This window comes from Pseudomonas sp. 8O (assembly GCF_902506495.1).
GTDB lineage: Bacteria > Pseudomonadota > Gammaproteobacteria > Pseudomonadales > Pseudomonadaceae > Aquipseudomonas > Aquipseudomonas chaetocerotis.
In genome coordinates this window covers 348827-361587 of the sequence record NZ_LR733265.1, presented here as the reverse complement: position 1 = coordinate 361587, position 12761 = coordinate 348827, and the positions used below count along the sequence as shown (strand labels likewise).

Sequence of the window (12761 nt, the reverse complement as noted above, 5' to 3'; positions counted from 1 at the left end):
TTCTCCGTACTGATAAAGCGAAGGCGCGCCCACGGCGCGCCGGCCAATGCTACCCAAAGCCCTATGATGACAGCAAAGCCACCGTCCCAGGCTTTATTGCAAAGTATGTTGCTCGATGAAGGCTTGAGGCTCCAAACCTTCGCGACTCACCAGGCGATTGAGCTCGACTCGCGGCAAACGTACCGCCAGCAGGCTACGCCCCAACTCATCATGCTCTTCGCTCTGCACCGCTCCCAGCGCGAAGAATTGCGCACGCAGTCGCCCCAAACGTTGCGGCAACTGCAGCGTAGCGACGAACAGATCTTCGCCCAGCAGCTCCGCCACTGCTTGACGCAACAGCTCGAGACCACGCCCTTCACGGGCCGACAACCAGACGCGCAGCGGCTTGCCATCAGCATCGCGCTGGATCTGCGGCTCGACACCATCCAACAAATCCAGCTTGTTGTATACCTCAAGCATCGGCAACTCGTGTGCCCCGATCTCCTTGAGCACGTTCTGCACCTGTTCGATCTGCGCCATGCGCTCGGGCTCATGGGCATCGATAACATGCAACAGCAGATCGGAGTTGCTCGACTCCTCCAACGTAGCGCGGAAGGCCTCGACCAGCTTGTGCGGCAGGTGACGAATGAAACCTACGGTATCAGCCAGCACGATCGGCCCCAGGTCGTCGAGCTGCAGACGACGCAAGGTCGGGTCGAGCGTGGCGAACAACTGGTCAGCCGCGTAGACCTCGGAGGTGGTTAGCGCATTGAACAGCGTGGACTTGCCAGCGTTGGTGTAACCCACCAGGGAAACCGAAGGTATATCCGCGCGCCTGCGCCCACGGCGCGCCTGCTCGCGCTGACTGCGCACCTTCTCGAGCTTCTGCTTGATCTGGCGAATGCGCACACGTAGCAAGCGGCGGTCGGTTTCCAGTTGGGTTTCACCCGGACCACGCAGGCCGATACCACCCTTCTGCCGCTCGAGGTGGGTCCAGCCACGCACCAGGCGCGTGCTCATGTGATCGAGCTGAGCCAACTCGACCTGCAGCTTGCCTTCGTGGGTACGCGCACGCTGCGCGAAGATATCGAGGATCAACCCGGTGCGATCGAGCACACGACACTCGAAGGCGCGCTCAAGGTTGCGCTCCTGGCTCGGTGTCAGGGTGTGATTGAAGATGACCAGATCGGCCTCGATGGCCTTGACCTGATCGCGCAGCTCCTCGACCTTGCCACTGCCGATAAGGAACTTGGCAGTCAGACGACTGCTGGGCACGCAAAAGAAAGCGACCATGTCAGCGCCTGCCGACATGGCCAATTCCTGGAACTCCTGGGGATCTTCGCTCGCCTCGGAGTCTTGGCCTTCCAGATGAACCAGGATGGCCCGCTCACCGCCCTCATGACGCTCGAAGAACAATGCAGCCCCCTATCAGGCGTTACCCGGCTCGCCATCGGCCTGCTCGGCATCGCCAGCACTTGGCAGGCGCACCGGACGGCTTGGCACAACGGTGGAAATAGCGTGTTTGTAGACCATCTGGCTGACAGTGTTCTTCAGCAGGATGACGAACTGGTCGAAGGATTCGATCTGGCCCTGCAGCTTGATGCCATTGACCAGATAGATGGAAACAGGGACGCGTTCCTTACGCAGGGTATTCAGGTAAGGGTCTTGTAGCGAATGCCCTTTTGACATGTGCCGCACTCCTTTCGAGGATCAATTTTCAATAATTTTAGTAGGTAAACAATGGCTTCAGGCCGTCCCACCCCCAAGGATAGACGACCAGCGGCAAGGTCTCATTTCAATATGGAGACGCTTTCCAGGTATTTCAAGGCGCGAGACAGATTGTCGCAGGCCAGGCTATCGAGCCAATGCAAGTTCTCCCAACCGCGTAGCCAGGTGAACTGACGCTTGGCCAATTGCCGAGTGGCGATGATGCCACGCTCGACCATATCGTTCCGGGACAGCTCACCATCAAGGTATTCCCATACCTGGCGATAACCCACCGCCCGTATAGACGGCAATCCCGCGTGCAAGTCACTTCGTCTACGCAGGGCTTCGACCTCTTCCACGAAACCCTGTTCCAACATCACCCGAAATCGTTGAGCGATGCGGTCATGTAAAACCTGACGCTGCGCTGGTGCGATAGCAAGCTGAGCAACAGTATAGGGTAATTGCCCGGCGCCTGATGTGCCCGCATCGGGATTTCCTGCAGCCTGGCGCAGACGATGCTCGGTCATGCTCAGGCCACTTGCGCGATAGACCTCGAGCGCCCGGGTCAGACGCTGCGGATCGTTGGGATGGATGCGCGCAGCGGACTCCGGATCGACCTCAGCCAGCTCCCGATGCAGCGCCTCCCACCCTTCGACCGCAGCCCTTGCTTCCAGCTCGGCGCGAATGGCCGGGTCAGCGCTGGGCATATCGGCCAGCCCTTCCAGCAAGGCCTTGTAATACAACATGGTGCCGCCCACCAGCAGCGGAATACGCCCGCGCGCGGCGCTCTCAGCCATGGCCGCCAGAGCATCGGCGCGAAACTCGGCCGCCGAATAGCTCTCGGCCGGATCACGGATATCGATCAACGCATGGGGAAACGCGTCCAGAACGACTCGCTCCGGCTTGGCCGTGCCGATATCCATGCCGCGATAGACCAGCGCCGAATCGACGCTGATCAAATCGCACGGCAATACCCGGGCGAGTTCCAGGGCCAAATCGGTCTTGCCGGCGGCAGTCGGGCCCATCAGGAAGATTGCAGGAGGAAGCGAAGACATCGATATGACTCGAAACACGAAGACGGGCGCCCCTGGCTCAGGGCTTAATTCAATTACTGACCACGCATGAACAACTTGTCGAGCTGATCCATACTCAGTTGCGTCCAGGTCGGGCGCCCGTGGTTGCACTGGCCGCTACGCTCAGTCTGCTCCATATCCCGCAGCAGAGCGTTCATCTCGGGAATGGTCAGGCGCCGATTGGCGCGCACCGCTCCATGGCAAGCCATGGTCGCCAGCAGCTCGTTGAGATGCGCCTGGATGCGATCGCTGGTGCCGTACTCGAGCAAATCGGCCAGCACGTCACGCACCAGCTGGGTGGCCTCAGCCTGCTTGAGCAACGCCGGAATCTGGCGAATCGCCACGGTTTCCTCACCCAGGCGCTGCAGCTCGAAGCCCAGGCGCTGGAACCACTCGCCATGTTCCTCGGCGCAATCCGCTTCGCGCTGGCTGAGGGCGATGGACTCAGGCACCAGCAACGGCTGGCCGCGTAAGCCTTCACTGGCCATGGCGTGCTTCAGGCGCTCGTAAGTGATGCGCTCGTGCGCGGCGTGCATGTCCACCACCACCATGCCTTGGGCATTCTCGGCGAGGATGTAGACGCCCTTGAGCTGCGCCACGGCGTAGCCGAGCGGCGGAATATCGCCCTGTTCCTGCGGCATCGACTGAGCCTGAGCGCTCGGCAACGGCGAGAAATACTCGCGATACGCAGCCTGGGCTTCGCCAGCGGATACGCCGGGGTTACCTGCAGGCTGCTGGTATCCAGCGCCACTACCGCGCCAGGCCGGCTGCACGCTGGGCGCCGGGGCTTCAAGAATGCTGGCAGCCAGACCCATTTCGCCCTGCGGGCCGAATTCACCTGCAGCCAGGCCGCTCGGGCGCGCCATGGGTGAGATGGCTGCCGGAGCCGCTACCTGATCTTCCGGGCGTACATCGGCCAAGGCGCGATGCAGGGTGCCGTAGAGGAAGTCGTGGACCATGCGGCTGTCACGAAAACGCACTTCATGCTTGGTCGGGTGAACGTTGACGTCCACCGTCGACGGATCGATTTCCAGAAACAGCACGAAGGTCGGGTGCCGGCCATTGAACAGCACGTCGCGATAGGCCTGGCGCACCGCATGGGCCACCAGCTTGTCGCGCACCATGCGCCCATTGACGTAGAAATACTGCAGATCCGCCTGGCTGCGGGAGAAGGTCGGCAATCCGACCCAACCCCACAAGCGCAGGCCACCGCGCTCGATCTCGATGGGCAGCGCCTGCTCCAGAAAAGCCGGGCCGCAGACAGAGGCGACGCGGCGCGCACGGCTGATTTCGTCACCTGCCTCGTGCAGGGCAAACACCGTCTTGCCGTTGTGCCGCAGGTGGAAAGCCACATCGAAGCGCGCCAGCGCCAGGCGCTTGATCACCTCCTGCAGGTGATCGAACTCGGTTTTCTCGGCACGCAGGAACTTGCGCCGCGCCGGGGTATTGAAGAACAGATCTCGCACCTCCACCGAGGTGCCCACTGGGTGCGCGGCAGGTTGCACGCGCGGCTCCATGTCGCGGCCTTCGGTTTCCACCTGCCAGGCCTGGTCGGCGTCGGCGGTACGCGAGGTCAGCGTCAGGCGCGACACCGAGCTGATCGACGCCAGCGCCTCGCCACGAAAGCCCATGCTGAGCACGGCCTCGAGATCTTCCAGCTCACGAATCTTGCTGGTTGCATGGCGCGCCAGCGCCAGGGGCAGGTCGTCCGGGGCAATACCGCCACCGTCGTCGCGCACCTTGAGCAACTTGACGCCACCCTGCTCGACCTCGACATCGATGCGCCGGGCACCAGAGTCCAGGCTGTTTTCCAACAGTTCCTTGGCGACCGAAGCCGGGCGCTCGACCACCTCGCCCGCAGCGATCTGGTTGGCCAGGCGCGGGCTGAGCAAATGAATACGGGACATGACACTCACTACTGGGCTGCCAGCGCTGTGGCGGGTATCTGCAATGTCTGGCCGACCTTGATCACGTCCCCATTGAGCTTGTTGGCACTACGCAGGGACGCCAGGCTGATCTGGTAGCGCTGGGCGATCAGCGCCAGGCTTTCGCCCCGCGACACCACATGTTCACGCGGGCCAGCAGCGATTTTGCCTTCGTCACGCAGCCAGGCAACGTAAGTGCCAGGCGGTGGGTTTTCATGGAAGAACTGCTTGACCCCGGAGGTGATCGAGCGCGCCAGTGCCTGCTGATGGCTGGCGCTATGCAGTTTCTTGGCTTCGTTGGGATTGGAGATGAAACCGGTTTCCACCAGGATCGAGGGAATATCCGGCGATTTCAGCACCATGAAGCCTGCCTGCTCGACGCGCCGCTTGTGCAGCGGGGTGATGCCGCCCATGTTCGACAGCACCTTCTGTCCGACATTGAGACTGGAGGACAGCGAAGCGGTCATCGACAGATCCAGCAACACACCGGCGAGCATCTTGTCCTTGTCGTCGAGACTGACATTGCCGGCGCCACCGATCAGGTCGGACTGGTTCTCGGCGTCGGCCAGCCAGCGCGCGGTCTCGGACGTAGCCCCCCGCTCGGACAGGGCATAGACCGAAGCACCGAACGCCGAGGCTCGCGGCGCCGCGTCGGCATGAATGGACACGAACAGATCGGCACCTTTCTTGCGCGCGATCTCGGTGCGCTTACGCAGCGGAATGAAATAGTCGCCGGTACGCACAAGCTCGGCACGGAAGCCCTTTTCGGCATTGATCTGCCGCTGCAACTCCTTGGAAATGACCAGGGTCACGTGCTTTTCATACTGCCCCTTGACCGGCGAAAGCGCACCCGGATCCTCACCGCCATGACCCGCATCGATGGCGACGACGATATCGCGCTTGCCATTGGGCACAGGCGTCAACTTGGGTGGTGGCTGGGTCGGCGTGACCGGTACAGGAGGTGCGCTAGGGGCAATGCTGGGCGTCTGCGTGGCGGGCGGCGCACTGCCCTGGTCGAACAGATCGACCACAAGGCGATGACCATATTGCTGGTTCGGCGCCAGGGTGAAGCTTTTGGGAGAAACCGGCGCCGACAAGTCGATGACCACGCGCAGATCGTCAGCGCTACGCTGGGCCGAGCGTACGCCGGTGATCGGGGTGTTGGCGAGGGAAAGCTGCTCGAGACTGGTAGCCAACTTGGCGCCATTGACGTCGATAACGATGCGATCAGGAGCGGCCAGAGTAAACACGCTGTGCTGCACAGGGCCAGACAGATCGAAAACCAGTCGGGTATTGTCCGGGGCACGCCAAAGGCGCACGCCACGCACATCGGAGGCAGCCAACGCCTCGGCAGCCAGGGCCACCAACAACACCCCAACAGCGGTAACCAGCGCGCCTATGCGCATAACCAACCCCATCGTTTTTTGTTCATTGCTTGCCGGCCAGAGCCTTGCACCAGGCCTCCCCTCGAGTCCCATGCCCCTGCAGCAATAGCGAACGGCCGCCCGCTTGGGAGCTAATGGTAATGTCCAGGTCAGGCTTTGGCAAAACGCCCGCGCCACGCTGCGGCCATTCGATCAGGCACAGGGCATCCCCTTCGAAGTAATCACGGATGCCGAGAAACTCCAGCTCCTCAGGATCGACCAGACGATAGAGATCGAAATGAAAGGCGCGCACGTCGCCGATTTCATAGGGTTCAACCAGGGTAAAGGTCGGGCTCTTGACCGCGCCCGCATGGCCCAGGCCGCGCAGAATGCCACGTGAAAGGGTGGTCTTGCCGGCGCCCAGATCACCATGCAGATAAATGATGCCCAGGCCACCACTGACTTCGGCGAGCCTTGCACCCAGAGTCAGCATTGCAGCTTCGTCGGCCGCCTCAAGTTTCACTTCACGCAAGGGCACAACTCCTCCAATAACTGACGAATGGCGCACGGCAGATCACCGGCAGCCAGCCCGCGACCCTGCACTGCAAGCACCTCACCGGCCCGTGCATGCAGCCATACCGCCAAGCAGGCCGCATCATACGCCGCCATGCCCTGCGCGAGCAGCGCACCGATCGATCCTGCCAGGACATCCCCCAACCCCGCACCCGCCATCGCCGGATGGCCGCGATCACACAGCGCCAGACGCCCATCCGGTGCTGCGACCAGACTGCCGGCCCCCTTGAGCACCACCACCAGGCCAAAACGTTGCGCCAGGGCCCGCACGGCAGCCGGCCGATCAGCCTGCACACTGGCGGTATCGATGCCCAGCAAACGCGCCGCTTCGCCCGGATGCGGTGTAAGCACGCCCTGACCAGGCCCGGCGACCTGTCCGGCAGCCAGAAGATTGAGCGCATCGGCATCCCAGACCTGAGGCATATCGAGACCACAGACACCAGTCAGCAAACTGCGCGACCAAGCCCCCTGCCCCAGGCCAGGCCCTGCCACGCAGACATCGGCGCGCTCGGTAAGTGCCAACAGCTGATTGGCCGAAGCCACCGCCGCACACATGATTTCAGGCCGGCGCACCAAAGCAGCCGCGACATGCTCGCCCCGCGTCGCCAGTGACACCAGGCCAGCGCCGGCACGCAGGGCACTGTCGGCACAGAGCAGCACGGCGCCCCCCATGCCCAGATCGCCACCGATCACCAGCAGGTGGCCGAACTGTCCCTTGTGCGCCACCGGCGAGCGCGCCGCAAGGCGCGGCAGATTGGCAGGATCGAGACGCTGCGCCACGCTGGGCGCCTGGGCCAATAGCCGGGCATCGCCTTGCAGATCGTCGAACTGCAGCTCGCCGCATAGCTCCGGGCCAACGCCCGTCAGCAGGCCGAGCTTGAGGGCGATGAAGGTCAGGGTCAGATCGGCGCGCACCGCCACACCGAGACGCGCGCCACTGTCGGCGTGCAAACCAGAGGGAATATCCACCGCCAGTACCGGCAAACCGCTCTGGTTGAGCATACGGATCGCCTGGGCATATGGCTCACGCACCGCACCAGCCAGGCCCGTACCGAGCAGCGCATCGACCACCACACCGGCCAAAGGTGCGCACTCACTCCAGGGCAGAAGCTCCACACCCGCACGCCCGGCCTCGGCGCAAGCCTGCTCAGCATCGCCACTCAGAGCAGCGGGATCGCCCACCGCCAGCACTCGCACGCGCCAACCGGCACGCTGAGCCAGAGCCGCAATCAGGTAGCCGTCACCGGCATTATTACCACGCCCGGCCAGCACGGTGATTTCGCCGGCATCCGGCCAGCGCCTGCGCAGGGCACGCCAGGCAGCATGAGCCGCGCGCTGCATCAGTTCGAAGCCTGGGGTGCCGGCTGCGATCAACTGCGCATCCAGCGCGCGCACCTGTTCGGCACTGTGCAGGCTCAACGGCAAAGAGGCGGGTAGTAGATGCATGGCTCGCTCGCGACGGATGTCTGGCAGAATTATACCTACGTCCATCGCCTGCGCCCGCCCATGTCCGATCAAACCCTCGACCTCAACGCTCTGGCCCTGTCCATCAAGGACTGGGGGCGCGAGCTGGGCTTTCAGCAGATCGGCATTACCGATGTCGAGCTGGGCGAACACGAGGCGCATCTACAACGCTGGCTGGCAGCCGGTTACCAGGGCGAGATGGAGTACATGGCCGCCCATGGCAGCAAGCGCTCACACCCGGACGAACTGGTGCCTGGCACCCTGCGCGTGGTGTCGCTGCGCATGGACTATCTACCTGGCGATACGCAGATGGCCCAGCGCCTGAAGGAGCCGCAGCAGGCCTACGTGTCGCGCTACGCGCTGGGCCGCGACTATCACAAGCTGATCCGCAAGCGCCTGCAACAACTGGCCGAACGTATCCAGCAGCAGATCGGCCCCTTCGGTTACCGCGCCTTTGTCGACAGCGCCCCCGTGCTGGAAAAGGCCATCGCCGAAAAGGCCGGCCTCGGCTGGATCGGCAAGAACACCCTGGTGCTCAACCGCAAGGCAGGCAGCTATTTCTTTCTCGGCGAGCTGTTCGTCGACCTGCCACTGCCGGTGGACGCCCCGCATGGCAGCGAGCATTGCGGGCGCTGCAGCGCCTGCATGGATATCTGCCCTACTGCGGCCTTCGTCGGTCCCTACGTGCTGGATGCCCGGCGCTGCATCTCCTACCTGACCATCGAACTGAAAGGCTCAATCCCGGAGGAGCTGCGTGCGCCCATCGGCAACCGGGTGTTCGGCTGCGACGACTGCCAGATCGTCTGCCCCTGGAATCGCTTCGCGCGCCCCACCGAGCAGGGCGACTTCCAGCCCCGCCACGGCCTGGACAACAGCGGCCTGGCCGAGCTTTTCATGTGGACGGAAGAAGAGTTTCTCAGCCGCACCGAGGGTTCACCGCTACGCCGTGCAGGCTACGAGCGCTGGCTGCGCAACCTGGCGGTCGGCCTGGGCAATGCACCATCGACCATTCCGGTGCTACAGGCTCTGGAGGCCCGCCGCGAACACCCGTCAGCACTGGTGCGCGAGCATGTGGCGTGGGCGCTGGAGCGGCACAACGCCCTGTAGCCCGAATGCAATCCGAGTAGCGCCGCCCGTTTCCCCGGATTGCATCCGGGCTACGGTACTTGCACGGCGCGCTCGACGCGCCAGAGTGGCTCGGTTACACCTTGAGGAAATGCTCGCGGTAGTGGCGCAGCTCGGCGATGGATTCACGAATGTCATCCAGCGCCTGGTGAGTGGCGGTTTTCTGAAAGCTGTCCTTGACCGCTGGCGCCCACATGCCAGCGAGGATCTTCAGCGTCGACACGTCCAGGTAGCGGTAGTGGAAGTAGGCTTCCAGGGCCGGCATGTACTTGTAGAGAAAGCGGCGATCCTGGCCAATGCTGTTGCCGCAGATGGGTGACTTGCCCTTGGGCACCCACTGTTCGAGGAAGGCGATGGTCTGTGCTTCGGCCGCCGCCGTGTCGATCTTGCTTTCACGCACGCGCTGGGTCAGGCCGCTCTGGCCATGAGTTCGGGTGTTCCATTCATCCATGCCGGCCAGGGCCAGGTCGCTCTGGTGAACGGCGATCACCGGGCCTTCGGCCAGCACGTTCAGCTCGCTGTCGGTAACGATGGTGGCCATTTCGATGATCACATCGCGCTCCGGCTCCAGCCCGGTCATTTCCAGGTCGATCCAGATCAGGTTGTTGGGGTTTTGCATGGTTAGGCTCCTTGGCTCAGGCGCCAAGTCTAGCGGATCTCAGCGCCCTGCATCTGCCAGAGAAACAGAGACGTTTGCCGCCCTTCGTTGACGTCAAGTTCGCGATCAGCCTGTACGCCCGGAATCTCGAAGGTGTTGCTGATCAGCCAGCTACCGGCGTGCATCTCGACTTTCGCCTTGCCCCACAGACGCGGCATCGGCACGGGCGAGAGAAAGCAGTAGACGACATCGAAGTCGCCGAGCTCGACCTGCCACAGACTCCGATAACGAATGTTGCAGTTCTCCTGCAACAGGCAGCGCAGCCAGGCGAATGCGAAGAGCAGGGGCGCCGTTTCGACACCGACGAACTGCCCGCGCGGAAACCGTCTGGCCAGCTGCAGCACCGTACCGGCAGTACCACAACCCAGGTCGACGAAGTGCAGCGGTAGCTCACGCTCGCTCAAACACTGCTGCAAACGTTGCTGCGCCTTGCGCCCACTCAGGTAGAGCGGCACCTGTTCGCGCAGGCTGTTCCAGTTGATCAGTAGCAACAACACGAAGCCCAGCAGGAACAGCCAGGCCGGCAAATCGGCGCGCTGCATCACCAGCAGCGCGGGCAGGAACGCCAGATTGATCCACAACCACCAGCGCGACAGTCCCAGGCGCCAGCCGATCCCGGCTGCCGCAACACCCTGCAGCAGCGCCACCGAAAACAACGACATGCGCCAGGGCAGCAACGCCAGCAGATAGACCAGCACCACCACCAGCGCCAAGGCCAGGCCCTGCGCCAAAAGAGCGCGCAATAACGGTAGCCGCAGCACCACTCTTTCCTCGTCTGTCGTCATTCCCGGCCCCTGTTACTGACAGCCGAATGGCCGCGGAGCGCTCATGCTAAACTCGCCGCGATCAACACTCCACTACCCGGATGCTCCATGGCCAAACGCCAACTCAACCGCCGCCAGAACTGGCGGATCGAAAAGATTCAAGGCGAACGCGCTACCCGCGCCGCCAAGCGTGAATCGCGGGCAATGGAAGCACTGGAAGGCGGCGACCTAGGGCCGGAACAGACCGGCCTGGTGATCGCTCACTTCGGCGTGCAGGTGGAAATCGAAGGTTTGCAGGGTGAGATGGCCGGCCAGGTATTTCGCTGCCACCTGCGCGCCAACCTGCCGGCGCTGGTCACCGGCGATCAGGTGGTCTGGCGTCCCGGCAATCAGGGTGACGGTGTCATCGTCGCGCAACTGCCGCGAAACAGCGAGCTGTGCCGCCCCGACATGCGCGGCCAACTCAAGCCGGTAGCGGCCAACGTCGACCAGATCGTCATCGTCTTCGCGCCGCTGCCCGAGCCGCACGCCAACCTGATCGACCGCTATCTGGTAGCCGCCGAGCACGCGGGCATTCGCCCGCTGCTGCTGCTGAACAAGGCCGATCTGATCGATGAGCAGAACCAGGTGGCGCTGGACGCGCTGCTCAAGGTCTATCGAGAGCTTGATTATCCGCTGCTGGAAGTCTCGGCCCATCAGGGCGATGGCATGGAGCAACTGAAAAGCCGCCTGAACGGAAACGTCAGCGTATTCGTGGGCCAATCTGGCGTAGGCAAGTCATCGCTGGTCAACAGCCTGCTGCCCGGTGTCGATACGCGTGTCGGCGCGCTGTCGGAGTTGACCGGCAAGGGTACGCATACCACCACCACCGCACGGCTTTTCCACTTTCCCGGTGGTGGTCAACTGATCGACTCCCCCGGTATTCGCGAATTCGGCCTCGGCCATGTCAGTCGTGATGACGTGGAAGCGGGCTTCATCGAATTCCACGACCTGCTCGGGCGCTGCCGCTTCCGTGACTGCAAGCATGATCGCGAACCTGGTTGTGCGCTTTTGCAGGCCCTGGAGGACGGCCGCTTACAACCACAGCGCATGGCCAGCTACCGACATATCATCGCCAGCCTGCCGGAAGACGATTACTGAGTATTCAGTTGATCCAACTGCAGGGCGCCTTCTTCGAAGATATTCAGGCGCTGCTGCAGTTGCTCTGGCGCTAGCGGTTCACTCGCGGCGCCCGCCGGAGCCTCGCCTGGTGCAGGTGCAGCGCCTTCATCGCCACCTTGTTCGCCCTCGATGGCGCGCTGCGCCTTCTTGGTCAGCACGACGATATCGATGCGCCGATTAACGGGATTGAATGGGTCCTCGCGGTCGAACAGCGCCGAAGAGGCATAGCCGACCACCCGCGCCACCTGCTCGTCCGGATAGCCGCCCGCCACCAGCGTGCGCCTCGCGGCATTCGCACGATTGGATGACAGCTCCCAGTTGCCGAAATCGCCGCGCCCTACGAACGGCTTGGCATCGGTGTGACCGCTGATGCTGATCTTGTTCGGCACCGCGCGAATGGTGTCGGCCATGGCCAGCAGGATGTCCTCGAAATAGGGCTGAAGGTCGGCACTGCCGAGGGCGAACATCGGCCGGTTCTCGGCGTCCATGATCTGGATGCGCAAGCCATCCTGAGTGATTTCGAACAGTATCTGGTCCTTGAAGCGCTGCAGCTCGGGATTCTCCTCGACCTTGTTCTGCAACTCCTGCAACAGCAACTCCAGACGCTCCTGCTCCATCTTTTCAGCCAGGGTTTCGATCTGATCGGTGCTGACGCCGGTCTCATCCGGCTGACTCTCCGGCGTCTCGGAGATGTCCGGGTTGAGAGTGCGCTCGGGCGCCGGCGTAGGCGTACCGCCCAGGTCGATGGCGTATGGACTGGCACTCTCGGTGAAACCGATCGGGTCCTGGAAGTAGCCGGAAATGGCTTTCTTCTGCTCCGGAGTGGCCGATGTCATCAGCCACATGACCAGAAAGAACGCCATCATGGCGGTTGCGAAGTCGGCAAAAGCGATCTTCCAGGCACCGCCATGATGGCCGCCAGCGGTCTTCTTGACCCGCTTGACGATGATGGGTTGGTTATTTTCCAT

Annotated in this window: 12 protein-coding genes; 2 read left to right on the top strand and 10 right to left on the bottom strand. The window is 62.9% G+C overall.

From position 1 onward, the window contains the following. Positions 1–93: 93 nt before the first annotated feature. The 7 genes from hflX to GV002_RS15195 form a co-directional block, all read right to left on the bottom strand. On the bottom strand, positions 94–1395 hold the full coding sequence (gene hflX, locus GV002_RS15225) for a ribosome rescue GTPase HflX (protein WP_160019213.1): 1302 nt from the start codon (positions 1393–1395) through the stop codon (positions 94–96). A gap of 12 nt (positions 1396–1407) precedes the next feature. Then, positions 1408–1668 (bottom strand): RNA chaperone Hfq, encoded by a 261-nt coding sequence (gene hfq / locus GV002_RS15220; protein WP_003459200.1) that lies wholly within the window; start codon positions 1666–1668, stop codon positions 1408–1410. Between the two features lie 101 nt (positions 1669–1769). Further along, positions 1770–2741, bottom strand: a complete 972-nt coding sequence (gene miaA, locus GV002_RS15215) for a tRNA (adenosine(37)-N6)-dimethylallyltransferase MiaA (protein ID WP_160020172.1) — start codon at positions 2739–2741, stop codon at positions 1770–1772. 53 nt (positions 2742–2794) lie between these two features. Further along, the gene (gene mutL, locus GV002_RS15210) at positions 2795–4675 is read right to left on the bottom strand and encodes a DNA mismatch repair endonuclease MutL (protein WP_178094703.1); all 1881 of its coding nucleotides are present in this window, start codon (positions 4673–4675) and stop codon (positions 2795–2797) included. Further along, positions 4675–6102 (bottom strand): N-acetylmuramoyl-L-alanine amidase, encoded by a 1428-nt coding sequence (locus GV002_RS15205; protein WP_218580344.1) that lies wholly within the window; start codon positions 6100–6102, stop codon positions 4675–4677. The genes mutL and GV002_RS15205 overlap by 1 nt, the downstream gene beginning before the upstream one ends. Before the next feature lie 10 nt (positions 6103–6112). Next, positions 6113–6580 carry a tRNA (adenosine(37)-N6)-threonylcarbamoyltransferase complex ATPase subunit type 1 TsaE gene (tsaE, locus tag GV002_RS15200; RefSeq protein ID WP_160019210.1) on the bottom strand — a complete coding sequence of 156 codons (468 nt, stop codon included), beginning with the start codon at positions 6578–6580 and terminating at the stop codon, positions 6113–6115. Further along, a complete protein-coding gene (locus tag GV002_RS15195; RefSeq protein WP_160019209.1) occupies positions 6568–8067 on the bottom strand; it encodes an NAD(P)H-hydrate dehydratase in 1500 nt (499 codons plus the stop codon). The genes tsaE and GV002_RS15195 overlap by 13 nt, the downstream gene beginning before the upstream one ends. Positions 8068–8127: 60 nt before the next feature. Between GV002_RS15195 and queG the strand changes: the two genes are divergently transcribed. Beyond that, positions 8128–9192, top strand: coding sequence for a tRNA epoxyqueuosine(34) reductase QueG (gene queG / locus GV002_RS15190; RefSeq protein ID WP_160019208.1), 1065 nt, complete (start codon positions 8128–8130; stop codon positions 9190–9192). 94 nt (positions 9193–9286) lie between these two features. On the opposite strand, the gene orn is transcribed toward queG, so the two are convergent. Both orn and GV002_RS15180 read right to left on the bottom strand, forming a co-directional pair. After that, positions 9287–9829 carry an oligoribonuclease gene (gene orn / locus GV002_RS15185; RefSeq protein ID WP_160019207.1) on the bottom strand — a complete coding sequence of 181 codons (543 nt, stop codon included), beginning with the start codon at positions 9827–9829 and terminating at the stop codon, positions 9287–9289. Positions 9830–9858: 29 nt separating this feature from the next. Further along, positions 9859–10653 (bottom strand): class I SAM-dependent methyltransferase, encoded by a 795-nt coding sequence (locus tag GV002_RS15180; protein ID WP_160019206.1) that lies wholly within the window; start codon positions 10651–10653, stop codon positions 9859–9861. 87 nt (positions 10654–10740) lie between these two features. Here GV002_RS15180 and rsgA point away from each other — a divergent pair, with 87 nt between their 5' ends. Next, positions 10741–11772 (top strand): small ribosomal subunit biogenesis GTPase RsgA, encoded by a 1032-nt coding sequence (gene rsgA / locus GV002_RS15175; RefSeq protein WP_160019205.1) that lies wholly within the window; start codon positions 10741–10743, stop codon positions 11770–11772. On the opposite strand, the gene motB is transcribed toward rsgA, so the two are convergent. Continuing rightward, positions 11766–12761: a flagellar motor protein MotB gene (gene motB / locus GV002_RS15170; RefSeq protein WP_160019204.1), complete on the bottom strand. Its 996-nt coding sequence runs from the start codon at positions 12759–12761 to the stop codon at positions 11766–11768. The two genes, rsgA and motB, sit on opposite strands and share 7 nt — an antisense overlap.

Coding starts and splice junctions, on each gene's coding strand:
- rsgA (WP_160019205.1), top strand. CDS start 10,741: ATGGCCAAACGCCAACTCAACCGCCGCCAGAACTGGCGGATCGAAAAG.
- GV002_RS15195 (WP_160019209.1), bottom strand. CDS start 8,067: ATGCATCTACTACCCGCCTCTTTGCCGTTGAGCCTGCACAGTGCCGAA.
- queG (WP_160019208.1), top strand. CDS start 8,128: ATGTCCGATCAAACCCTCGACCTCAACGCTCTGGCCCTGTCCATCAAG.
- miaA (WP_160020172.1), bottom strand. CDS start 2,741: ATGTCTTCGCTTCCTCCTGCAATCTTCCTGATGGGCCCGACTGCCGCC.
- orn (WP_160019207.1), bottom strand. CDS start 9,829: ATGCAAAACCCCAACAACCTGATCTGGATCGACCTGGAAATGACCGGG.
- GV002_RS15205 (WP_218580344.1), bottom strand. CDS start 6,102: ATGGGGTTGGTTATGCGCATAGGCGCGCTGGTTACCGCTGTTGGGGTG.
- hfq (WP_003459200.1), bottom strand. CDS start 1,668: ATGTCAAAAGGGCATTCGCTACAAGACCCTTACCTGAATACCCTGCGT.
- motB (WP_160019204.1), bottom strand. CDS start 12,761: ATGGAAAATAACCAACCCATCATCGTCAAGCGGGTCAAGAAGACCGCT.
- GV002_RS15180 (WP_160019206.1), bottom strand. CDS start 10,653: ATGACGACAGACGAGGAAAGAGTGGTGCTGCGGCTACCGTTATTGCGC.